This is a genomic window from Corynebacterium glaucum, from assembly GCF_002287505.1.
Taxonomy (GTDB): Bacteria; Actinomycetota; Actinomycetes; order Mycobacteriales; family Mycobacteriaceae; genus Corynebacterium; species Corynebacterium glaucum.
This window is the reverse complement of sequence record NZ_CP019688.1, coordinates 430,896-451,409: the sequence shown is the minus strand read 5'-3', so window position 1 is coordinate 451,409 and position 20,514 is coordinate 430,896. Positions and strand designations below refer to the sequence as shown.

Here is a 20,514-nt window from a genome sequence, read left to right as displayed (position 1 = left end):
ATAGTAGCCGATTGCCCATCGACGCCTAGGCGACGGCAGCGTCCAGCCGCGCAAGCGCCGCGTGCACACCCTCGGCAGAGGGGGCTTTCGCAAGCTTATCGACGGCCCGCTGTAGTTCCTCCACCGACGCCTCGGCAGCCCGCATGGCCTCATCGATTTTCGCGGCCAAGGGTGCGATCTCCGAGCTCATGCTGGAGGCGGCAGTGGTCTCACTCCAGCTACCCAGCATGTCGAGGGGTAGTTTCGTCAGCTCGGCGATCGAGTTCACTTTCATCTCCACACGGCCGTGCAGGGAGGTGTGGGCGAACACGGCGTCGTCCATGCCGCGGACGTCGGTCTCCAGGGCGTCGACAAGCAAGCGCATCGATGCAGCGGCGTCGCCCTCTGCGGCATTGGAAACGGTTTCGGTGGCGAACTCCGCGGTCTGCGCCGTGTGGAGGCGCGCGAGTGCGATGGCCATGCGCGCGTTCGAGGTTCTCACGTAGAGCTCGTCGGCGATTGCTGCGAGCTGCTGCGCGTTCTGATCGAGCACGCCGCGCATGGTCGACCACACCTGCAGCGGCGCGAGCAGCAGCGTGCGGGTGGTCTCGTCGGCGTCGATCTTCTCCATCTCCGCGCGCACGGTGTCGGTCACCGTGCTTTCCTCGATGAGGGTGGCGTTCGCGGTGCGCAGTCCCTCGACGGCATCGTTGATGGCGGTGAGCGCGGCCATGAACTCGTCGAGTTCGCGGTACAGCGCGGCGGCAGCCTCGTAGGTTTCGCCCTCGCCCTCCGGCAAGCGGAAACCGGCTTCCTCGCGGGCGATCACTTCGGCGGGCAGCGCGTCGCGGATGAAAGCGTCGTAGTCCGGGATGAGTTCAGCGAGCTTGCCCACGCCGCGCTCCGCACGCTCGCGCCGGTTAAGCGCCTGAGCTTCGTCGGTGTGCTCTACCTCGTTAGCCTCTTGGTAGACATCGCCCGCGGCGTTGAAGAGCTGTGTCATCGGGCGGGTGCGCACGGAAAGGTAGCTGCCGTCCGCAAGCGGGGTTACGGTGGCGAACACGTCGTAGGCGGAGCCGTTTTTGGCCTGGTTGCGCACGTACGCCGCGAACGGGCGGCCCGCCTCAATGGTGTCCCACATCAGTTTGAACGCGCCCGCCGGCATCTCCGCATTGCGGATCAGGTTGTGTGGCTGGCCAATCAGCTCATCCGCCGAGTATTGAGCGTGGCGCATGAACACGTCGTTGACGTGGGTGATCACACCCTTCGCGTCGGTGACGGAAAAGAAGATGTCATTGACATCGACCTCGTGCGACGGCGCCCCGTCCGGTGCGCCGCGCAGTACAGTAACTCGATTCGACATGAGGGCGATCGTAATGAACTCCCGCCCGAAGTTCAGGACACGTCTACAAAAAATTAGTAGGTCGGTCTGACGGTGAGCGGGACCTTGTGGAAGTCCTTCACCGTGGTGTAACCGCACTTCGCCATTACGCGGCGCAGACCGCCAATCAGGTTGAGCGCGCCGTGCGGATTCGACGACGGCCCGTGCAGCACCACCTCAAGCGGCTGCCTCGGTCCGAATGCCACGTCTTGCACGCTGCCACGCGGGTTGCGTGGGTGCGCCGCCTGCGCCTCCCAGTAGAGCCCGCCCGCTGCAGCTTCGGAGGCGTAGGAGAACGCCCGGCCGGTCATCACGGCATCGGCACCGCACGCCAGCGCCACCGCGATGCCGTTCGCGTTGTTGACGTCCGCGTCTGCGATGAGGTGCACGTAGCGACCCTCGGTCTCATCCAAGTAGTCGCGGCGCGCGGCAGCCACATCCGCGATCGCGGTCGCCAGCGGCACGCGCACCGCCTGCGAGTGATGGGTGTCGCCCGAACCAACGATGACGCCAGCCACGCCAGAGCGCATCAGGTGCGTCGCAGTGGAGTAGTCGAACACCCCACCAGCCACCACCGGGACGTCAAGCGAGCCGACAAACTCCTTCAGATTCAGCGGTTCGCCACCCTGCTGCACATGCTCGGCGGAGATCAAAGTGCCCTGGATGAACAGGATCTCCGCGCCTGCGGCAATCACAACCGGAGCGAGTTCGCGCGCGTTCTGCGGGCTTACCCGGACGGCCACGGTGACACCGGAATCGCGCACCTGGGCAATGCGCTCCGAAAGCAGATCCCGGTCAAGCTCTGCCGCATGCAGCCGCTGGAGTGTTGCAGTCGCCTGGTGCATGGTGTTCAGCATTTCGTCCAGCTCACGCGGGTCGAACGCCTGCCGCAAGGGCGAATTCGCATCTACGACTTCGCGCACCGCGTCCTCGAATGACGCGTGGCGCCCCCACAGCCCCTCCGCGTCAATGACGCCGAGCCCGCCTTGCTTGCCCATCTCGATGACAAACTCTGGGCTGGCCAGCGCATCCGTCGGATGGGACAGAATCGGCGACTCAAGGCTGTACGCGTCGAAATGCCACTCCAGGTCCACGTCCTGGGATGAGCGGGTGCGGCGAGCCGGGACCAACGCGACGTCGTCAAGCGAATAAGCCCTGCGAGCCTCGCGTCCGATGCCAATCTCTACGTAATCTCTCATCCTCTTACCCCCGGTAGTTCGGGGCCTCGACGGTCTGCGTGATGTCGTGCGGGTGGCTCTCACGCAGGCCGGCAGCGGTGATCTGGACGAACTGCTTCGTCTGCAGCTCCCCCACCGACGCCGAACCGGTGTAACCCATCGCCGCGCGCAGACCGCCGACAATCTGGTGCGTGATCGCGTCGAGCTCGCCACGGTACGGCACGCGACCCTCGATGCCCTCCGGCACGAGCTTGTCTTCGCTGGCCACGTCGGCCTGGAAGTAGCGGTCCTTGGAAAACGAGCGCTTCTCGCCCGTCAGCCCGCGGCCCTGCATCGCGCCCATGGAACCCATGCCGCGGTAGCGCTTGTACTGCTTGCCGCCCACGACGACAATCTCGCCCGGGGCTTCAGCGGTACCGGCCAGCATGGAGCCGAGCATGACCGAGGACGCACCGGCGGCCAGCGCCTTCGCCACGTCGCCGGAGTGCTGCATGCCGCCGTCGGCGATAATCGGCACCCCTGCCTTGCGCGCAGGCACCGCAGCCTCAAGGATCGCGGTGATCTGCGGCGCGCCCACGCCCGCCACCACGCGCGTGGTGCAGATCGAGCCCGGGCCGATGCCCACCTTGATCGCGTCGGCGCCGGCGTCGATCATCGCCTGCGCCGCAGAGCGCGTCGCCAGGTTGCCACCGATGACATCCACGCGGTCGCCGAAGTCCTGCTTCACCCGCGAGACCATCTCCAGCACGCGGTTGTTGTGCGCATGCGCCGAGTCCACCACCAGCGCGTTCACACCCGCCTCAACGAGCAGGCCCGCGCGGTCGTAGGAGTCGTCGCCGGTGCCGACGCCCGCCGCGACCATAAGCCGACCCGCCTCGTCCTTCGACGCGTTCGGATACTGTTCGGACTTCACAAAGTCCTTCACGGTGATCAGGCCGGCCAGCGCCCCGTCGTCGGCAACGATCGGCAGCTTCTCCACCTTGTTCGCGCTCAGCAGCGCGAGCGCCTCCTGCTTGTCCACGCCTTCCTGCGCGACCACCAGCGGCATCGGCGTCATCACCTCGGCGACCTTGCGGTCAAAGTCCGGTTCGAAGCGCATGTCGCGATTGGTGATAATGCCTACCAGACGCCCCGCATCGTCTACCACGGGCAGGCCGGAGATACGGAAACGAGCGCACAACGCGTCTACGTCGCGGATGGTCATCTCCGGCGTCGCGGTCACCGGGTTGGTCACCATGCCGGACTCGGAGCGCTTCACAATGTCGACCTGCTCGGCCTGCTCCTGCGCGCTGAGGTTGCGGTGCAGCACGCCAATGCCGCCCTGGCGCGCCATCGCGATCGCCATGCGCGACTCGGTCACGGTATCCATTGCCGCGGACGCCACCGGGATGCCAAGGCGAATGTTGCGCGTGAACTGCGTCGAGGTCGACACCTCAGACGGCACGATGTGGGACTCCGCCGGCAGGAGAAGCACGTCGTCAAAAGTCAGGCCCCGCAGCAGCACCTTGTCCGGATCATCCCCGCCTGTGAGTACGCGCTCGATTTCTTCTGACATGAGCTCCTCAAGTCTCCTCTCCCGTTTTTGGCTTTGGCCAATGATATTACGCGGGGCTTTTGCTTGACGACGAGGCGTCTTTGGCAACCCACGCACTCCCACTAGGCTATGCCTTGTGAATTACGACGACATGATGCCGCTGGACCCGTTCGCGAACGATCCGAACGATCCGGCGTCGTTCATCGAGGACGATGAACAGCCGGTGCCGTTGTCACCCCAGGAACGTGCAGAAGTGACCCAGGATCTGGATTACGTACGCGATTGCATGCGGCGGCTGCGCCCGCGCGGCATCCTCGGGATCTACTTCCAGTGCGAGGACTGCGAGGAGCTGCACTTCTACGACTGGGAGATCATGGAGCAGAACATGCTCGCCTCCCTGCGCGGCGAGCTGCCGCCGGTGCACGAGCCAAGCGCCGACCCAAACGTCGACGCCTACGTGCCGTGGGAGTACGCGATGGGTTACCTCGACGGCCTCGACGCGCGATAGTAAAACCCCCGCTAGTTACCCGCGTCGTTCCCGCCCGGCCCGCCGTTTCCGCCGCCGGTATCGCCTGAGTCAGCTGATGGCTGCGCTGGCGACACGTTCGCCTGGCTGGCCGCGGCCGACGGCGAAGGCTGCTGTGGTGCAACGGGCCGGGGCTGCACCGGTGCAGGCGCGGCCGGTGGGTTCACCGGCTGGTTGCCCTGGTTGCCTTGCGCAGGCGCCGGTGAGTTTGCAGGCGGTTGCGGCGCCGGAGTCGGCTGCTGCGTCGGCTCTTGAGACTGCTCTGGCTCCGGGGCCTCCGGCGTGGTCGTCACGGTGACCGTGACAGTCGTGGTCTTCGGCGTCGGCTCCGCGGTGGTGGAGGTGCTCCCTCGCCCTTCTGCGCCCTCGCGGGACGCCTGAGCCGGCGCCTTCATCGTCTCGACCAACTCGCGGGCCTGGCGCAGGAGCTCATTGGCGTGGTCTTCGTCGCCCTCTTGCTTCGCAACCTCGAGCTGCTTCAGCGTGGTCGCCAACTCCACGGCGGCGGCACGCTCACCGAAGACGGTGGTCGCCGGACCCCACAATGCCGAATCCGGGGTGGCGTTGTACAGCGCCGCGCCAGCGCCGGCCAGCACCGTGGAGGCGGCGGCAGCACCCACCAGGCCCGCGGCCCACGGGTTCATTCCGTGCTTGCGCGCCTTCTTCCCACCGGGGCGGACACCGCTCTGCTCGCGGCGCTGGCGTGCAGCATCCAGCGAAGCTGGCTGGCTCGGGCCGCTCGCACGTCCCGGGGTGAACACGTGATCCGCTGCAATCGGGCGATCAATGTCGGTCTTCAAATCCAGGAGCAGTGCAGCGAGCGGGTCGCTGCTGTTCGAGGGGTCCTCGCCACGCGCCAACGCGTCAAGGAACGCGTCGGTCGCCGCGACGGGCGCCGACTGGGCGTCCTCGCTGTGGTGCTCTTCGCGACGTGTCATGAGTCTCGGTCCTGTTCTTCAAGCGCTTTGCGCAACTTTGCAATCGCGCGGTGTTGAGCAACCCTCACTGCCCCGGGCGTTGAGCCCACGGCCTCGGCTGTTTCTTCCGCGGAGAGGCCCACGAACACTCGCAAAACGATGATGTCGCGCGCCTTATCACCCAGTAGATCGAGCAACGCGCGGATTTCATTACTTCCATCGACTTCTAAGGCGAAATCTTCTGGTGTGACACCGGTCGCAACCGAGTCTGGAACATCTTCGGTGGGCGTGAGCTTGTCGCGAAACAGCGCACGGTGCGCGTCGGCAACTTTGTTAAAGGCGATGCCGTACACGAACGCCATGAACGGCCGTCCGAGGTCTTCGTACTTGTGAATCGAGGTTGCAACGGCGAGGCAAATCTCCTGCGCGACATCCTCGGCCGTCGGCATCCGGCCCCCGCCGATGCGTGCACGCGTGTAGCGGACGACCTGGGGGTAGATGATGCGCAGTACGTCGCGAAGCGCTCGCTGGTCCCCACCAGCAGCAAGCGGGACAAGCTCCCTTAGCTCGTCGTCATTGCCCTGTTCAGCCACGGTTTTCCTTCCGCTCCCCGGTCACCTCAACGCGATTTAACGCACCTCAAAACAGCTCAACGCAGTACACGCATCTCAGCGCAATGGTCATACTACGCGGAGACCAATCCCGCACAAGCGGAACCTACGTCTGAATCGTGAAATGGTGGCACAACGTGAGCGGTTCCGCTGGCCATATTTTCTTCCATAGAAGTTCACCTCGACGTAACCTTTAGCAAAATCCCAGGTTAGCGCTACTTTATCAACAGGATTACGAATTGATAAAGATTCGCGTTACCGAGAGGTCACCCACAGTTCACCATCACACGCCAGACTGCTTTTTCGGCACCGGCCACAGCTAGAAACACGCGACAACGAGGCATCCCCAGATAAACGGATGCATCCACGTCGAGGCACACCGAAGGAGCACCACTGAATATGTCCCTGCCGCACCTGCTTCCTGGACCGAACGCTGACTTTTGGGATTGGCAGCTGCACGGCTCTTGCCGCGGCGAAGCCTCCGAGGTGTTCTACCACCCGGACGGTGAGCGTGGCCGCGCGCGTACGCAGCGCGAGAACCGTGCGAAGGCGATCTGCTACCAGTGCCCGGTGCTCACCCAGTGCCGCGAGCACGCGCTGCGCGTCGCTGAGCCGTACGGCATCTGGGGCGGCATGAGCGAGTCCGAGCGCCACGCCATCCTCCGCGGCGCTCGCGGCGGCCTCAAGGTTGCTGCAGCCTCCGCCAAGTAAGAGCTTTTCGCTTATCGACGAAGGCCCCGCCCCAGGATCCTGGGGCGGGGCCTTGCGCGTCGGTATTGCAGCGAAATTAGTGGGCGTGGCCGTGATCGGGCTCGTCTTCTTCCGCAGGCTTGGTCACCACGGAAGCCTCCGTGGTCAGCACCATACGCGCCACCGACGCAGCGTTGACCACTGCGGAGTCGGTGACCTTCACCGGGTCAATGATGCCCTGCTCGATGAGGTTGCCGTACTCAAGCGTCGCCGCGTTGAATCCTTCACCGTTGCCCATCTCAGCAACCTTCGACACCACAACGGAGCCGTCGAGACCAGCGTTTTCCGCAATCCAGAACGCCGGCTTGGTCAGCGCACGCGACACAGCCAGCACACCGGTCTTCTGCTCGCCTTCGAAACCTTCCGCGAACTCCTCGAGCTCGCGCGCAATCTGCACAAGCGCAGAACCGCCGCCGGCGATGATGCCCTCCTCCACCGCAGCGCGTGCGGCGTTGATGGCATCCTCGACGCGCAGCTTACGCTCGTTCATCTCGGTCTCGGTGGCAGCGCCGACCTTGATCACCGCGACGCCGCCGGACAGCTTCGCCAGGCGCTCCTCGGTCTTTTCGCGGTCCCAGGTCGAATCGGTAGTCGCGATGTCGCGACGCAGCTGCTCGCGGCGGTCCTCGACTGCCTCGGCGGTACCCGCGCCGTCGACAATGACCGTGTCATCCTTGGTCACGGTGACGCGGCGCGCGGAGCCGAGATGATCCAGGGTTGCGTCCTTGAGGTTGATACCAACCTCAGAGTCGATGACGGTGGCCGCGGTGACCACTGCCAGATCGTCCATGAACGCGACGCGACGCTCGCCGAAGTACGGCGCCTTCACCGCGACAACCTTCAAGGTCTTGCGCAGCGTGTTCACCACAAGGGTCTGCAGCGGCTCGCCTTCGACATCCTCGGCGATGATAAGCAGCTGCAGGTTCGCCTGCGCGATCTGCTCAAGCAGCGGCAGGAAATCCGGCAACGAGGAGATCTTGCCGCGCACCAGCAGCACGCGGGCGTCGTCAAGCACTGCCTGCCCGGCGTCCGGATCCGTCATGAAGTATGGGCTTAAGAACCCCTTGTCGAAGGAGATGCCCTCGGTGAGGTCGACAAACGAGTCGATGGAGGTGGACTCCTCGACGGTGACCACACCGTCCTTGCCCACCTTGTCCATTGCGCCTGCGACCATGTCGCCGATCTCGGTGTCGCGCGAGGACACGGTGGCCACGTTCGCGATCTCGCTGGATGCGGAGACCTCGGTGGCGCGCGCCTTGAGCTCTGCCACGGTCTTCTCGGCCGCGGCCGCGATGCCCTTGTTCAGCTCGATCGGGTTCGCACCAGCGGCAACGTTGCGCAGCCCCTCGGCGACCAGTGCCTGGGCGAGCAGCGTCGCGGTTGTGGTGCCGTCGCCGGCGATGTCGTTGGTCTTGACAGCCACGGACTTCACCAGCTGCGCGCCGAGGTTCTCAAACGGATCCTCGAGGTCGATGTCGCGGGCGATGGTCACGCCGTCGTTGGTCACGGTTGGCCCGCCCCATGCCTTGGAGAGGACGACGTTGCGGCCACGGGGGCCGAGGGTGACCTTGACCGCGTCGGCAAGGGTGTCCACGCCGCGCTGGATGCCCTCGCGGGCCTCCTGGTCAAATGCAATGAGTTTTGCCATGGGTGGCTTGCTCCCCTTGTACTACTTCTCGGTACTACTTCTCGATGACTGCCAGCAGATCGCGAGCAGACAGCAGAAGGTACTCCTCGCCGTTGTACTTCAGCTCGGTGCCGCCGTACTTCGCGAAGATGACAGTGTCGCCTTCCTTGACGTCCATCGGGATGCGCTCGCCGTCCTCGTCGTGGCGGCCCGGGCCGACAGCGATAACCACGGCCTCCTGCGGCTTCTCCGCAGCGGAGTCCGGGATGACCAGGCCGGAAGCAGTGGTGGTTTCAGCTTCGGCGATCTGCACGAGCACCTTGTCGTCGAGCGGGCGGATGTTGACGTTAGCCATGATCGGTATCTGACCTTTCGTGTCTTCTATGAGCGTTGGAATGTGTTGCGGTATCCCATGTCGCGCAGCCGTCGTCGCGGGTGAACAACTGTGCTCGAGACAACCCGTTTAGCACTCTACCTACGCGAGTGCTAACCGACAACAACGCGTGCTACTGCGCCAAACTACTCCTGCGGCGTGCCCATATTCAGCACCGCGTTCTCCCAGAGGCGGAATTCCTCCTCGTTGTCCTCGCGGTGGTTGCGCACTGCGCGGATGGCCTGCTTGACCTGCTCCACAATTTCGTCGTCGATGCTGTGGCCATCTCGACCCAGGAAGATCACCGGGCCGGAAATCGCGCTACCCGGGTCTTGGAGGAAGTTCGGGTTTTCAGTCGCAGCGGTGTTGCGTGCCATCGACGCAACCGGGTTCGGTTGCGCGCGGTTCTCGCGCGCCTGCGGGCTAAACAGCGCCTCGAAGATGTCGTCTTGGCCGACGAACGCAACGCGCACGTTCTCCCGGACGACAGGGCCAAGAAACTGGTTGGCATGGTCGAGGTCGAAGATCAGGCGGCGGTAGGTCAGATCCGGGTTCACCATGAACCCGAAGCGTTCGCGATCGTTGCGAGCGTCCATTCTGTGAGGTCCTTTCATGTCGCGTCAAGCGCTTCATCGCTTATCCAAGCAATTGACAACACTAGTGCGAAACGCCTGAACACGCCGGGTGAAGGCAGCTACACCAACGGCACTTCGATCTCGAGCGAAGTGTCGGTCCCCACTCCGAGTCCAGACGGCTGCGCCCCCTCGTGAATCAGCTGGGCGCCCAGCGCCGCGACCATCACCCCGTTATCCGTGCACAGACCGAACCGCGGCACTCGCAGCTCGATCCCCTTCGCCGCGCACCGCTCGCCCGCCAGCTCCCGGAGCCGTGCATTCGCCGCCACACCACCGCCGAGCAACAAGGTGCGCGCGCCCGTGTCTTCGCAGGCCATCACGGCTTTCATCGTGAGCACATCGCACACCGCTTCTTGGAACGACGCGCACGTGTCCTCAATCGAGATCACCCGCCCCTCGCGCTCAGCGGCCTCAACGTGGCGCGCCACCGCTGTCTTCAACCCAGAGAAAGAAAAATCGTAGCGGTGCTCGCCGCGCAGGTCTTCGGCTCGGGTCAAGGCTCGCGGAAAAGCAATCGAAGCCTCACCAGAAGCAGCAAGCTTATCGACGATCGGGCCGCCCGGATATCCCAGGCCTAATAGCCGCGACACTTTGTCGTAGGCTTCACCGGCGGCATCGTCGAGCGTGGACCCCAACTCGCGCATGGGTTTACCCACCGCGTCAACCTCCAACAGCTGCGTGTGCCCGCCGGAGACCAAGAGAGCGATGGAGTGCGGGAGTTCCGCCTCCCCGTCGAGGTTGGCCACCGCAACGTGGCCGCCAAGGTGGTTCACGCCGTAAAACGGCACACCCCACGCGGCCGCGTACGCCTTCGCCGCCGAGGCACCGACAAGCAGCGCGCCGGCAAGACCCGGCCCCACCGTCGCGGCGACAGCATCCGGTTTTTCAATTCCGGCGTCCTTGAGCGCAGCCTCCATGACCTGCGGCATCGCCTCAAGGTGTGCACGCGACGCGATCTCCGGAACCACGCCGCCGAAGCGCGCGTGCTGCTCCATGGAGGAGGCGACCACGTCGGCGAGAATCTCCATCTGCCCGTCATCGTGCAGTTGCACGATGCCGACCCCGGTCTCGTCGCACGAGGATTCAATGCCGAGCACAATCATGTGTTGCTCCTTTCCACGCCCTGCTCCGATTTGCGGGGCCGCATCATGGAGTAAGCGTCCGCACCGGAGGGCTGATAGTACTGCTTTCGCGTGGCCAGCACGTAAAAACCGTAGCTCTCATACAGCGCGATTGCAGGTGTGTTGTCTGTGCGCACTTCGAGAAACATCGGCCCGTCGAGCAGGTCGGCGGTGTGGACAAGCTGGTCCATGAGTGCACGGCCGATGCCGCGGCCCTGGTAGGCGCGGTCGACGCCTATCGTGTGCACCTCGAACTCCGGATCATCGCGCGGGCCGAGCATGGCGAGCCCGGCGAAGCCGATCAGCAGCTCCCCGCCATCGCTGTCGCCGTCGCCGTTGCCGTTACCGTTGCCGCCGTCGTCGAAGGCGCCGACGTAGAAGGTGTACGGCTGGGCGATCTCCGCGAGGTAGACGTCGCGCGACCAAGGGTTGTCCCCCGCGAACAATTCCGCTTCGATTTCTGCGGCGCACGTGGCGTCGTTAAGCGAAAGCTCCCTAAATTTCATGGACGTCCGGAAGGGCCGGGGACTTCGGTTTCGGCGCTGGCTCCACAGCGTCAGGGCGGCGCAGGTAATGCGGCACCAGCGGCGCGGACGCCGAGTTGAGGTCGGCAGCGCGAACCAACCCCTCCGGGCGCGGGGCGGCGTAGGTGACTTCGCGCGCACGCACGGTGAGCTGGTCCGCGAGGTGTTCGGGCACACTGAGCACGTCGACCTCCTCGACCGGAATCGCGCTCGGGGCGCAGACTTCGGGACCCGCGACGCGCTCGCCGTCGACGTAATGGGCCCAGTAGACCTCCCGGCGGCGAGCGTCGGTGGCGATGAGCGTGGAGGGGGCGTCGATAAGCGTGCTGCTCGCATCGTGGGTGACCACCCCGTGGACCGGGATGCCAAGCGCCTGACCGAACGCCGAAGCTGAGGCCATGCCCACGCGCAGCCCCGTGAACGGGCCGGGGCCGCACCCGACGACGATGGCGTCGAGGTCGCCGTAGGTCCTGCCAGCCTCAGCGAGCACCGCGTCGACGGTGGGCACGAGACGTTCGTTGTGCGCGCGCGTGGTCTCTACGGACTCGGCGAGGACGGTGTCGGTGTCGGTGTCGGTGTCGGTACCAGTGTCGACGAGACCGACGACAAGCTGCGCGGTGGCCGTGTCAATCGCGAGGACGAGCATGGTCTACTGGAAGGCGACGTGCCACTTGTCCTCGCCGTAGGAAGCCAGGATCGGGGAGTTCAGCGGCAGCGTCGCGTTCAGCGGCTGCAGGCAGACATCGACATCGTTCAGGGCCACCTGGTCGAGCATCAGGTCGGTGCCCTCCTCGTACGGGATCAACACCACGTAGCCGTAGGCGCCGTCGAGGTCAACGCCGTCAAGCTCCAGCTGCTCGAGCTTGAGGTCCTTGATTTCCTGCGGCTCGTTCGGGCACAGCGTGGTGAAGCCGCCGTAGGTGTTGGCGTCGTAGATCACCGACGGGTCGAGGATCTGCCCAGACACTGCGCCGCCGGTCTGCGGCGTGTTCGCGAGGGTGGTGGACAGGGAGTTTGTCGGTGCAACTACCGGGCCTTGCGCCTGCACCGGGCGTTCCTTCGGGATGAAGATGAGACCAGCAAGCAACACCAGCCACAGCACGATGGCGAGAATGACCCAATTGCGCTGGGAATTCGAAAGCTTCAGCATGGGTGCCAGCCTACAACCCGTCACCGGTGAAGCTGTGGGTGGTGTCGGCGGTTCGCCAGGTAATCACGCGGGCTTCCGCGTCCGGGTCGGTGTCCGGCTCGGTGTCGGGCTCGGTGTCGGGCGAGGTGTCAAGCAGCGCGTCACGGTCGAATTGGACAAGGAGGTAGCGCTCCGCGATTTGCTCAACTAGACCGCCGCCCCACTCGGCGACGACCACTGCCGAGTCAAGATCCGTGTCGAGGTCGAGGGCATCGAGTTCGCCGAGGGCGTCACCAGACGAGCCCTCGCCAAGCAGGCGGTAGGCGTCGATGTGAATGAGGTTCGGACCGCCGCAGGTGGAGCGGTGTTCTCGTGCGATGACAAACGTGGGGCTTGTGACCCGGCCCTTCACTTCAAGCCCTTCCGCGACGCCTTGAGTGAAGGTGGTTTTTCCCGCGCCCAATGGGCCATCGAGAATGACTACGTCTCCTGCTTCAAGCGTTGCGCCCAGCTCGCGGCCGAGCTCGCGGGTGTCGGCCGCGGTGGTGCAGATGCGGCTACCGCTGTGTGGGAACTGGGGTTTCACGGTCGCTCCTGTTCGGGTTCGAGGTACTCGCGGCGGGTGCGGCCCTTCGGCGCGCAGATGACTTCGTAGTTGATGGTGCCGACGGAATCGGCGAACTCGGCGGCAGACATTCCCCCTTCACCGAAGAGGACCGCCTCGTCGCCGGCGCGCACGCTGTGCTCGTTCTCGCCCAACCACACGATAATTTGATCCATGCACACCCGTCCCACCACTGGGTAGCGGTGCCCGCCGATGGTCACCTGCATCGCGCCTTGCCACGAGCGGGCGATGCCGTCGGCGTAACCGGCGGGTACCAGGGCCGTGTATCCATCGCTCGGCGCGCGCCAGGTGAGTCCGTAACTTACCGGTTCTCCCGCGGCGAGCGGTTTCACCGCGAGGATGGTCGCTGCCCACGTCATCGCCGGGCGCAACCCGCGGTCCTCCCCCGGGATCGGCTCCATGCCGTACAGACTCACACCGGGGCGGACCTGCTCGAACACGAGGTCGGGCCGAGTCCACGTCGCCGGGGAATTCGCAAGGTGGTTGCACACAGGGTTTAACCCGGCGGCGCGGGCGCGCGCGATGGCGTCGCGGAAGCGCGCTGCCTGTAAAGAGGTGTAGTCGCCGTCCGGGTTGTCGGCGTCCGCAAGGTGGCTCATCAGGCCAGCGACACGCACGTGCCCATCGCGTTCCGCGGCGGCAGCTTGGGCGAAGACGTCATCCCACTCTGACTCGGTGAATCCGGCGCGGTGCATACCAGTGTCCACTTTGAGGTACGCCGTGGCGTTGAACGGGGCGTCGATAAGCGAAGCTAAGTGCTCTTTTGTGGCGACGGCGAGCTCGATGCCCTCCGGGATTGCTTCCTGCGGTGACCACAACCATGCAATGACCGGTTTGCTGGTGAGTGCCTGGACCGCGCGGGCCTCGGCGAGAGTGGCGACGCCGAACGCATCGGCGCCGTTAGCCTCCATGACTGGCACGCACCGCCCGATGCCGTGGTTGTATGCATCGGCTTTGACCACGCAAACGAGCCGCGCCGCGCTGGCCTGCTTCTTCAGAAGGGCGGTGTTGTGGGCGATGGCGCTGAGATCGATGCGTGCAACGAGCGGGCTCATACGCGTTAAGTGTGCCATGCGCGCGCTAGAGCAGGTGCACCACACCGAGCACGATGAGCAGGAAGGACACCGCCCACGTGGCCGCGAGCGACACGGTCTGCGGGTTTGCGCGGGCCCAGTCGAACGCGCGACCCGCTGCGGACTCGGGCTTGGCTCGTACCCATGCGACCAGCAGCGCAGTGAGAGTGGGCAAGGACAGCGCGACGGTGGCGTAAAGCGGGATGGTGGCGTAGCGCGTCGCCGGATCGACACCCGCGGCGGAAAGCAGCATTAACCCGCCGTAGAACGGCGCGGAGGTCGCAGATTGCACGAGGCCGAGGATGAACCCGGTGAGCACAGTGAGCGGGTTCGGGCTGCGCAGCGGTGCGAGAATACGGTTGACCAGCGCAGAGTTATCACCGCCGCGCAGCGCGAGCAGCCCCGTGAGAACGCCGGTGGCGATGAGGACGATGCCAAAGATCGGGCCGTTGACAATGCGCTGGACCGCTTCGCCGAGGCTGTCAAAGATCAGCAGCATGATGAGCGCCAAGCCGGCGACGCCGAGCCAGTCGCCCGCGATGAGCAGACCGGTGATCTTGCCAAAGCGGCCGCCAGCGCGCGGCGCGAGAATGCCGACGGCCACGATCACCGCAATGAGCAGCAGGTTGATCGAGTCGATGAACGCGAGCGAGAGGGCGCCTAGCACCCCAGTCACACTAGACCATGGCCTCGCCGAAACCGTTTCACATCACCAGCCTGGGAGAAAGATTCAAGTAGAGTGGTGCGCGTGTCTGCGAAATTGAAACAACTTTCTGAGCTGTCCAAGCGCGGCCCCCACCGGGTGATGGAGGGCGACCTCGGCTACACCGGTCTGCCGGGCAAGGTGTACGCACCGGCCGAGGGTCGAGATCTTCCTGGTGTGGCATTTGGCCACGACTGGCGTCGTGAAATTGGTGCGTACGAGGAGACCCTGCGCCACCTGGCCAGCTGGGGATTTGTTGTTGCCGCCCCGAACACGGAGACGGATCTCACCCCGGACCACCGGGGCTTCGCCGCAGACCTCGAGACGTCGATGCAAATTCTCGCCGGTGTACGCATCGGTAACGGCAACATCACCGTCTCCCCGAAGAAGTTGGGCGTGGCCGGCCACGGCATGGGCGGCGGCGCTGCAGTACTCGCGGCGGTGGACAACCCGAAGGCCAAGGCCGTCGCCGCGCTCTACCCGGCGAATGTCGCACCTTCTGCAGTCGAGGCCGCGCGCCACATCGTGCTTCCGGCGATGGTGGTCGGCCCGGGCGAAGACTCGGATTCCTTGTTCAACCCCGGCAACCCAGCGAAGCTGGCCTACAACTGGGCTGGCGAGGTGGTCTACCGCGCAGTGAAGAAGGGCGAGCAGAAAGGCTTCTCCGAAGACGGACTCGGCTGGCGCCTGACGGGTCTGGGTTCCTCGGACAAGAAGAACCAGGCCACGACCCGCGCGCTGCTCACCGGCTACCTGCTGCACCAGCTTGCGGAGGAGAAAAAGTACGCCGCATTCTCCGACCCCGAGGCAGCGGGCAAGAACGTGCAGTCGCTGGTCGGCGACAATCTGGCGAAAGCCGCTGGCCTCGCCCGCAACAACACCGCGTTCTCGCTTTTCTAAGCGGTTCGCTCTCAGGGCTTTACTTATCGACGGAAGCGCCCGGCCCCTCACGACGCAGCACCGAACGGACTTGCCCGTTTGATTTCACACGCTTGCGGGGAATGGAATAGTCCCCGCGGGCGATTGGCTGGGGCTCGCGGCGCGGATAGAGTTCCCGCGCAGCAGCCTGCTGTTGAGCGGTAAATTCCATCTTCCGCTGCGCATCTTTGAGCACGGCCTCGAAATCTTGCATCCGCTTGGCGGTGCGCCGCTGGTACATCTCGGCGAACTCGATGAAGTCCATTACCAGTCACCTGTCTTTTTCACAGCCCACGGGGCTTGCTCGGGCGGGGTCGGGTTGTCGGTCGAAGGGTTGGTATCGGGGATTGCGGGTTGCTCCGCGGCCGGTGCCGAAGAATCAGGCGCGGCCTGAGCAACGGTTGGCGGGTCAACTGGCAACTGCTTCTTTGGTGGAGGCGCCGGCTCCTCCACCTGGGCAAGCTCGGGCGGCGGAGGGATTACGCCTTTGTCTGGCGTGGGCTCCGGTGCGGGAGCCGGAGCCGGTTCCTCGGGTGCAGCCACGGGTTCCGCTACCGGCGGGGGCGCAGGAACCGTTGCGGGCGCAGGTTCCGGCGGGTGCGCAGGTTCCGGAGCGTGCGCACCGCAGTCAACGCCGGGACACTCAACGGCCTCCTGCAGGGCAGTGCTGAAGCACTCCAAACCGCCGAGGACGGCCGCCGCGCCCATCTCCGCGAAGGTGCCGAGCATCCGGTTGACCTGATCGTGCTCCGGAGCTGGAGGTGTGAACGCGGCGGCGGTCTCGCACGGGATGTCGTTCAGCGAGACGTTCACCGTGCCATCGATGTCAAAATCGAACTCGACGGTCACCCGCTCAGATGCTTGGGCACTGGGCTGAACCGGAGCGTCCACCACCGCAGTGGAAGCCGGCAGCGTCGGCTGGGCGGCCGGGTTCACCGGGTTCGCCGGGGTTGCCGGTGCTTCTTGCAGTGTCGGAGGTTGGAAGCTCTGCTGAGGCGTGGTGGAAGGTTGCGGAACCGGAGGACAGTCTGCCGGCACGCACCGGCACAGTCGGCTGAATGGTTCAGTCTGCGCCGGTGGCGCGGTCTGCGGAAGGGGTTGAGCCGGTACAACCTGCGCAGGAGTGGTGGCCACAGAGGCCGGTGCCGGGGCCGGAGTTGCAGCCGGTGCCGAACTCGGAGCGTCGACAACCGTCGCCGCGGCGGGCTTTGTCTCGGGCGCTGTCACACCCGGCTGTTCCGGCGCCGACGGTGGAACCGGTGAAACCGGTGGGGCCGGTGGAGCCGGTGGGGCCGGTGGAGCCGGGGCTGGCGCTGGCGCTGGCTGCGCAGCCGGGGCGGTCCCTGCCGGCGGATCGCATTGCGCTGACTTCGCGGGTTCAGGCGTGCGGTAGTCCGCGGGCTCGGCAGGGCGGGCTTCCGCCACTTGGCCGATTTGGGTGGTCAGTCTGGTCAGGCATTCCTCGATGGTGCGGTTGCCGTCGCGAACCATTTGCAGGGCGAAACCAAGTCCGGTCAAAAGCAGCTCAACCGAATCAGGGATGAGCGCCTGCATCCTCGTCATGGTGGCTGCTTGCACCATCTTGCGGGGCACTGCAAGGACGAGTGAAACGCCGCTGTCAGTGGTGTTTTGCACGGTCTCTACCGCGCAGCAGCAGTCGCGGATGTCGCGGCCAAGTTGGTCGACGCTGCGGAAAAACTCGCACTGGCGCTCCTCATCGCTGCGCTCCTTCGCCAACACACCTACCGCCTCAGCCCAGCCCTCGCTAGCGCCAGTAACCAAGGTGCTCGCGGCGGTAGCAGCGCTTGCAGGCCCAAGCCCGCAGCCTTTCGCGCCAAGGGTGTGTGAGGCAGCGACGAGTGCGTCCAAATCCCTGCCAGCCGAGCGACCAAGTTGCGCCAGCACCTCATCGACGCGCGTACGCACGCGCGATCGCACCTCAGCGGAAACCCCCGGAGCAGCATCCACCGCAGCGATGCACTTCTGCAGTTCTTTTGTCGCGGACGAGCCGTCGCCATGCATGGTGCTCATCGCCCCGTCACCCCGCGAAGTTCGTCGGAAGCTGTGGTGTCGCGTTCCTCGATGTCGTCGATAAGCGAAAGAATGCTCCCCCAGCTCTGCTCCCTGGCGAGCAAGAATTGGTGTGTGGTGCGGCGCAGCGATTCGAGCGACTCGATGACCTCCCGGCCGTGCGATGCAAACCCTTCCCCGAAATCAGCGGTGCTCAGCGGAACCTGGTTGCGCTGCAAGTTGCTGCGGCCCTCCTCGTGCGCCGAGATTGCGGCGGTGAAGTGCGCGCGCATCGCGGATATGTCGAGGTCGGGCCCAACAATTGGATCCATGTCCTACCCCCAAGAACGTGCGGATCGCACAGCTAGCGCGACCCGAATCTGAATGAGTCTTACCCCTATTCAGACTCCCCCCAACGCCCGCCGGTTCCCCCGACGGGCGAGTTTTCTCCCGCTGGAGAACTTACACCGCGGCAACCACGGCCGCGAGCTGGCCGGCGACCTTGCGGGCCTGCTCCTCGTCCGCAGCTTCCACCATGACGCGGAAGAGCTCCTCCGTGCCGGAGGGGCGCAGCAGCACGCGGCCGGAATCCCCCAGCTCAGCCTCAGCGATCTGAATCGCTTCCTGCACCTTCGGGGAGTCCATGATCTTGGCCTTGTCCGACACCGGCACGTTGATCAGCACCTGCGGAAGGACCTGCATGACGCTGGCGAGTTCTTCCAGGCTCTTGCCGGTCTCGGCCATGCGCGCCATGAGCAGCAGGCCGGTGAGCGTGCCGTCACCGGTGGTGGCGTACGCCGGCACGACGAGGTGGCCGGACTGCTCGCCGCCCAGCGAGTATTCGCCGCGGCCGAGCTCCTCGAGGACGTAGCGGTCTCCCACTGCCGTCTCTTTCAGCTCGATGCCGTGCTCGCGCATCGCGATCTTCAGACCCAGGTTGCTCATCACCGTGGCCACCAGGGTGTTGTCCTGCAGCGAGTTGCGCTCCTGCATGCCGGTCGCCAGGATCGCCATGATCTGGTCACCGTCGACCACGTTGCCCTTCGCATCTACTGCAAGGCAGCGGTCAGCATCGCCGTCGTGCGCGAGTCCAATGTCCGCGCCGTGTTCAACCACTGCGGCCTGAATCTGCTCGATGTGCGTGGAGCCAGAGCCGTCGTTGATGTTGTAGGCGTCCGGGGTGTTGAAGATCGCGGTGACGTCAGCACCAGCCGCCGCGTACGCCTTCGGGGCGACCTCGAAGGCGGCGCCGTTCGCACAGTCCACAACCACCTTGATGCCCGCGAGGTCAGTCTGCACGGCTTCTTTGAGGTGCGCGAGGTAGCGCTCGCGCGCGTCGGGAGCCTCCTCGATCACGCGCCCGATGCCGGTGCCCGTCGGGCCGGTCTCGGCGAGCTCCTTCATTGCCGCCTCGATCTGGTCTTCCACATCGTCCGGCAGCTTCTTGCCGCCCGCGGAGAAGAACTTGATGCCGTTATCCGGCATCGGGTTGTGGGATGCGGAGATCATGACTCCGATGTCCGCACCGTAGTCGTCGGTAAGAAATGCCAAGCCCGGTGTGGGGATGACGCCGACGCGCAGCACGTCGACGCCCTTCGATGCCATACCCGCAGCCATCGCGGCGGCGAGCATCTCACCGGAGACACGCGGGTCGCGGCCGATCAGGGCCGTTGGTCGGCGCCCGCCGGAGCTCCGCTCACGGGTCAGCACAGTGGCAGCTGCGGCCCCGAGCTTCATAGCTAGAGGGGCGGTGAGTGTCTCGTTGGCTAGGCCACGGACACCGTCGGTTCCAAAAAGTCGCGTCATGCGAACGATTATGCACCACGAAAGCTATGCCTTCTCGTTGGTGGTACCTTCCTCGTGGTCACCCGTCCGCGGCACCCTAAAGAGCTTTTCGCTTAACGACGAAAAAACCGCCGCCCCGACAAAGAAACGTCGGAGGCGGCGGCCTTCTGCGGTTGCGCAGCAGCGCCTTTACGAGTGTGGCCCCGTGGTGCGCACAACACGGTTAATCGTGGAGACAATCGCACAGCGCGCTCGCTCCGAATCAACGGCTGTAGCGCGGAGAAACTGCCCTGAATCGTGGTCACTCCACACCGTTTGACCATTCAGCTCCCCGCCCACGACGAACGATACATCAGTCCGCTGGAACTCGAAGAGGCTTGGGGAGGTAAACGCCAGAAGAGTTAACGGGTCACACGGGTTCGAAAAACCTGCCCCTTTAAAGTTCCACCAGTTCTTTGACTGAACCTCTAGCAGCTCACAAAGTTCGCTTCCATTGCCGCCCTTCTGAATCTCATAGAGATCATTCGTGTCATAGGTGACCTGCCGGCAGATCTCGATACCTACGAATATGACAGGAATGCCGGCCTCAACCAATCTTCGAGCGGCCACCGCATCCGACTGTACGTTCCGGTCCGTTCCGCCTTTTCGGAAGCAACCCGCCATCGCCACGACGCACCTTGGACGATGCTCAAGGGGTTCAGAGAGCCAGCTAGCGACATTGGTCAAAGGGCCGATGGCGACTACCACTAGATTGTCACCATGCTGTCCTGAGACTTCACGAAATACCTCGGATGCAGACGGAAAGTGATCTGGGTCAGTCCCTGGTAGGGCGTACGTGCTTTCATAGCCCGAAACGAACAGCTCACCCTGAACCGGTGCCCGCCCAGCACCTACCGGGACTGAGAACGCCCCCACAAAGTCCAACACACGGCGCGCCGCGCGAGCACGCACGTCCGGCAACCCGTGAACTGTAGTCACCGCCGCTAGCTCCAGCTTCTCCGAACCCACGGCGAAGAGAACCGCCAACAAGTCATCCACATTGGTAGCGAAATCGGTGTCAATCAATATCGGAAGCGGGCCCGCATCGTGGAACAGTCCTCGCGGATCTAACACAC

23 protein-coding genes are annotated in these 20,514 nt (G+C 64.8%); 3 read left to right on the top strand and 20 right to left on the bottom strand.

The window, feature by feature from the left end; genetic code table 11:
* Positions 1 to 25: 25 nt before the first annotated feature.
* The 3 genes from CGLAU_RS02270 to guaB are packed head-to-tail and all read right to left on the bottom strand — an operon-like array spanning position 26 to position 4,093.
* Positions 26 to 1,342 carry a PAS domain-containing protein gene (locus CGLAU_RS02270; protein ID WP_095659297.1) on the bottom strand — a complete coding sequence of 439 codons (1,317 nt, stop codon included), beginning with the start codon at positions 1,340 to 1,342 and terminating at the stop codon, positions 26 to 28.
* A 53-nt stretch (positions 1,343 to 1,395) separates the two neighbouring features.
* On the bottom strand, positions 1,396 to 2,559 hold the full coding sequence (locus CGLAU_RS02265; protein WP_095659296.1) for a GuaB3 family IMP dehydrogenase-related protein: 1,164 nt from the start codon (positions 2,557 to 2,559) through the stop codon (positions 1,396 to 1,398).
* 4 nt (positions 2,560 to 2,563) lie between these two features.
* Positions 2,564 to 4,093 carry an IMP dehydrogenase gene (gene guaB / locus CGLAU_RS02260; RefSeq protein WP_095659295.1) on the bottom strand — a complete coding sequence of 510 codons (1,530 nt, stop codon included), beginning with the start codon at positions 4,091 to 4,093 and terminating at the stop codon, positions 2,564 to 2,566.
* A 130-nt stretch (positions 4,094 to 4,223) separates the two neighbouring features.
* Here guaB and CGLAU_RS02255 point away from each other — a divergent pair, with 130 nt between their 5' ends.
* On the top strand, positions 4,224 to 4,580 hold the full coding sequence (locus CGLAU_RS02255) for a DUF5319 domain-containing protein (RefSeq protein WP_095659294.1): 357 nt from the start codon (positions 4,224 to 4,226) through the stop codon (positions 4,578 to 4,580).
* An 11-nt stretch (positions 4,581 to 4,591) separates the two neighbouring features.
* On the opposite strand, the gene CGLAU_RS02250 is transcribed toward CGLAU_RS02255, so the two are convergent.
* Both CGLAU_RS02250 and CGLAU_RS02245 read right to left on the bottom strand, forming a co-directional pair.
* Positions 4,592 to 5,536, bottom strand: coding sequence for a hypothetical protein (locus tag CGLAU_RS02250; RefSeq protein ID WP_095659293.1), 945 nt, complete (start codon positions 5,534 to 5,536; stop codon positions 4,592 to 4,594).
* The gene (locus tag CGLAU_RS02245; protein ID WP_095659292.1) at positions 5,533 to 6,108 is read right to left on the bottom strand and encodes a sigma-70 family RNA polymerase sigma factor; all 576 of its coding nucleotides are present in this window, start codon (positions 6,106 to 6,108) and stop codon (positions 5,533 to 5,535) included. Before CGLAU_RS02245 ends, CGLAU_RS02250 begins: the two co-directional genes overlap by 4 nt.
* Positions 6,109 to 6,525: 417 nt before the next feature.
* On the opposite strand from CGLAU_RS02245, the gene CGLAU_RS02240 reads away from it, so the two are divergent.
* Positions 6,526 to 6,837, top strand: a complete 312-nt coding sequence (locus tag CGLAU_RS02240) for a WhiB family transcriptional regulator (protein WP_095659291.1) — start codon at positions 6,526 to 6,528, stop codon at positions 6,835 to 6,837.
* Between the two features lie 76 nt (positions 6,838 to 6,913).
* On the opposite strand, the gene groL is transcribed toward CGLAU_RS02240, so the two are convergent.
* The 10 genes from groL to CGLAU_RS02190 form a co-directional block, all read right to left on the bottom strand.
* Positions 6,914 to 8,524 (bottom strand): chaperonin GroEL, encoded by a 1,611-nt coding sequence (gene groL, locus CGLAU_RS02235; RefSeq protein ID WP_095659290.1) that lies wholly within the window; start codon positions 8,522 to 8,524, stop codon positions 6,914 to 6,916.
* 34 nt (positions 8,525 to 8,558) lie between these two features.
* Positions 8,559 to 8,858 (bottom strand): co-chaperone GroES, encoded by a 300-nt coding sequence (gene groES, locus CGLAU_RS02230; protein ID WP_095659289.1) that lies wholly within the window; start codon positions 8,856 to 8,858, stop codon positions 8,559 to 8,561.
* A 164-nt stretch (positions 8,859 to 9,022) separates the two neighbouring features.
* Positions 9,023 to 9,472 (bottom strand): hypothetical protein, encoded by a 450-nt coding sequence (locus CGLAU_RS02225; RefSeq protein WP_095659288.1) that lies wholly within the window; start codon positions 9,470 to 9,472, stop codon positions 9,023 to 9,025.
* Positions 9,473 to 9,570: 98 nt separating this feature from the next.
* Positions 9,571 to 10,614, bottom strand: coding sequence for a tRNA (adenosine(37)-N6)-threonylcarbamoyltransferase complex transferase subunit TsaD (tsaD, locus tag CGLAU_RS02220; protein WP_095659287.1), 1,044 nt, complete (start codon positions 10,612 to 10,614; stop codon positions 9,571 to 9,573).
* Entirely contained in the window at positions 10,611 to 11,138 is a 528-nt protein-coding gene (locus CGLAU_RS02215; protein ID WP_095659286.1) for a GNAT family N-acetyltransferase, read from the bottom strand. The genes tsaD and CGLAU_RS02215 overlap by 4 nt, the downstream gene beginning before the upstream one ends.
* Positions 11,128 to 11,802, bottom strand: a complete 675-nt coding sequence (gene tsaB, locus CGLAU_RS02210) for a tRNA (adenosine(37)-N6)-threonylcarbamoyltransferase complex dimerization subunit type 1 TsaB (protein WP_095659285.1) — start codon at positions 11,800 to 11,802, stop codon at positions 11,128 to 11,130. Before tsaB ends, CGLAU_RS02215 begins: the two co-directional genes overlap by 11 nt.
* 3 nt (positions 11,803 to 11,805) lie before the next feature.
* Positions 11,806 to 12,306 carry a hypothetical protein gene (locus CGLAU_RS02205; RefSeq protein ID WP_095659284.1) on the bottom strand — a complete coding sequence of 167 codons (501 nt, stop codon included), beginning with the start codon at positions 12,304 to 12,306 and terminating at the stop codon, positions 11,806 to 11,808.
* Positions 12,307 to 12,316: 10 nt separating this feature from the next.
* A complete protein-coding gene (tsaE, locus tag CGLAU_RS02200; RefSeq protein WP_095659283.1) occupies positions 12,317 to 12,871 on the bottom strand; it encodes a tRNA (adenosine(37)-N6)-threonylcarbamoyltransferase complex ATPase subunit type 1 TsaE in 555 nt (184 codons plus the stop codon).
* Positions 12,868 to 13,965 (bottom strand): alanine racemase, encoded by a 1,098-nt coding sequence (alr, locus tag CGLAU_RS02195; RefSeq protein ID WP_095659282.1) that lies wholly within the window; start codon positions 13,963 to 13,965, stop codon positions 12,868 to 12,870. Before alr ends, tsaE begins: the two co-directional genes overlap by 4 nt.
* A 25-nt stretch (positions 13,966 to 13,990) precedes the next feature.
* Complete coding sequence (locus CGLAU_RS02190; RefSeq protein WP_095659281.1) at positions 13,991 to 14,650, bottom strand: hypothetical protein; 660 nt, start codon at positions 14,648 to 14,650, stop codon at positions 13,991 to 13,993.
* Positions 14,651 to 14,731: 81 nt separating this feature from the next.
* On the opposite strand from CGLAU_RS02190, the gene CGLAU_RS02185 reads away from it, so the two are divergent.
* On the top strand, positions 14,732 to 15,586 hold the full coding sequence (locus CGLAU_RS02185) for a poly(ethylene terephthalate) hydrolase family protein (RefSeq protein WP_095660978.1): 855 nt from the start codon (positions 14,732 to 14,734) through the stop codon (positions 15,584 to 15,586).
* A 19-nt stretch (positions 15,587 to 15,605) separates the two neighbouring features.
* On the opposite strand, the gene CGLAU_RS02180 is transcribed toward CGLAU_RS02185, so the two are convergent.
* From CGLAU_RS02180 to CGLAU_RS02160, 5 genes are all read right to left on the bottom strand, one after another.
* Positions 15,606 to 15,869 carry a hypothetical protein gene (locus tag CGLAU_RS02180; RefSeq protein WP_095659280.1) on the bottom strand — a complete coding sequence of 88 codons (264 nt, stop codon included), beginning with the start codon at positions 15,867 to 15,869 and terminating at the stop codon, positions 15,606 to 15,608.
* Positions 15,869 to 17,635 (bottom strand): hypothetical protein, encoded by a 1,767-nt coding sequence (locus CGLAU_RS02175; RefSeq protein WP_095659279.1) that lies wholly within the window; start codon positions 17,633 to 17,635, stop codon positions 15,869 to 15,871. Before CGLAU_RS02175 ends, CGLAU_RS02180 begins: the two co-directional genes overlap by 1 nt.
* The gene (locus tag CGLAU_RS02170) at positions 17,632 to 17,946 is read right to left on the bottom strand and encodes a hypothetical protein (RefSeq protein ID WP_095659278.1); all 315 of its coding nucleotides are present in this window, start codon (positions 17,944 to 17,946) and stop codon (positions 17,632 to 17,634) included. The genes CGLAU_RS02175 and CGLAU_RS02170 overlap by 4 nt, the downstream gene beginning before the upstream one ends.
* 130 nt (positions 17,947 to 18,076) lie before the next feature.
* On the bottom strand, positions 18,077 to 19,420 hold the full coding sequence (glmM, locus tag CGLAU_RS02165; protein ID WP_095659277.1) for a phosphoglucosamine mutase: 1,344 nt from the start codon (positions 19,418 to 19,420) through the stop codon (positions 18,077 to 18,079).
* A 168-nt stretch (positions 19,421 to 19,588) separates the two neighbouring features.
* The gene (locus CGLAU_RS02160; RefSeq protein WP_095659276.1) at positions 19,589 to 20,512 is read right to left on the bottom strand and encodes a nucleoside hydrolase; all 924 of its coding nucleotides are present in this window, start codon (positions 20,510 to 20,512) and stop codon (positions 19,589 to 19,591) included.
* Positions 20,513 to 20,514 lie beyond the last annotated feature (2 nt).

Excerpts from the sequence above, each read along its gene's own strand:
- CGLAU_RS02270 (WP_095659297.1), bottom strand. The coding sequence starts at position 1,342 with ATGTCGAATCGAGTTACTGTACTGCGCGGCGCACCGGACGGGGCGCCG.
- CGLAU_RS02265 (WP_095659296.1), bottom strand. The coding sequence starts at position 2,559 with ATGAGAGATTACGTAGAGATTGGCATCGGACGCGAGGCTCGCAGGGCT.
- guaB (WP_095659295.1), bottom strand. The coding sequence starts at position 4,093 with ATGTCAGAAGAAATCGAGCGCGTACTCACAGGCGGGGATGATCCGGAC.
- CGLAU_RS02255 (WP_095659294.1), top strand. The coding sequence starts at position 4,224 with ATGATGCCGCTGGACCCGTTCGCGAACGATCCGAACGATCCGGCGTCG.
- CGLAU_RS02250 (WP_095659293.1), bottom strand. The coding sequence starts at position 5,536 with ATGACACGTCGCGAAGAGCACCACAGCGAGGACGCCCAGTCGGCGCCC.
- CGLAU_RS02240 (WP_095659291.1), top strand. The coding sequence starts at position 6,526 with ATGTCCCTGCCGCACCTGCTTCCTGGACCGAACGCTGACTTTTGGGAT.
- groL (WP_095659290.1), bottom strand. The coding sequence starts at position 8,524 with ATGGCAAAACTCATTGCATTTGACCAGGAGGCCCGCGAGGGCATCCAG.
- groES (WP_095659289.1), bottom strand. The coding sequence starts at position 8,858 with ATGGCTAACGTCAACATCCGCCCGCTCGACGACAAGGTGCTCGTGCAG.
- CGLAU_RS02225 (WP_095659288.1), bottom strand. The coding sequence starts at position 9,472 with ATGGACGCTCGCAACGATCGCGAACGCTTCGGGTTCATGGTGAACCCG.
- tsaD (WP_095659287.1), bottom strand. The coding sequence starts at position 10,614 with ATGATTGTGCTCGGCATTGAATCCTCGTGCGACGAGACCGGGGTCGGC.
- CGLAU_RS02215 (WP_095659286.1), bottom strand. The coding sequence starts at position 11,138 with ATGAAATTTAGGGAGCTTTCGCTTAACGACGCCACGTGCGCCGCAGAA.
- tsaB (WP_095659285.1), bottom strand. The coding sequence starts at position 11,802 with ATGCTCGTCCTCGCGATTGACACGGCCACCGCGCAGCTTGTCGTCGGT.
- CGLAU_RS02205 (WP_095659284.1), bottom strand. The coding sequence starts at position 12,306 with ATGCTGAAGCTTTCGAATTCCCAGCGCAATTGGGTCATTCTCGCCATC.
- alr (WP_095659282.1), bottom strand. The coding sequence starts at position 13,965 with ATGAGCCCGCTCGTTGCACGCATCGATCTCAGCGCCATCGCCCACAAC.
- CGLAU_RS02180 (WP_095659280.1), bottom strand. The coding sequence starts at position 15,869 with ATGGACTTCATCGAGTTCGCCGAGATGTACCAGCGGCGCACCGCCAAG.
- CGLAU_RS02175 (WP_095659279.1), bottom strand. The coding sequence starts at position 17,635 with ATGAGCACCATGCATGGCGACGGCTCGTCCGCGACAAAAGAACTGCAG.
- CGLAU_RS02170 (WP_095659278.1), bottom strand. The coding sequence starts at position 17,946 with ATGGATCCAATTGTTGGGCCCGACCTCGACATATCCGCGATGCGCGCG.
- glmM (WP_095659277.1), bottom strand. The coding sequence starts at position 19,420 with ATGACGCGACTTTTTGGAACCGACGGTGTCCGTGGCCTAGCCAACGAG.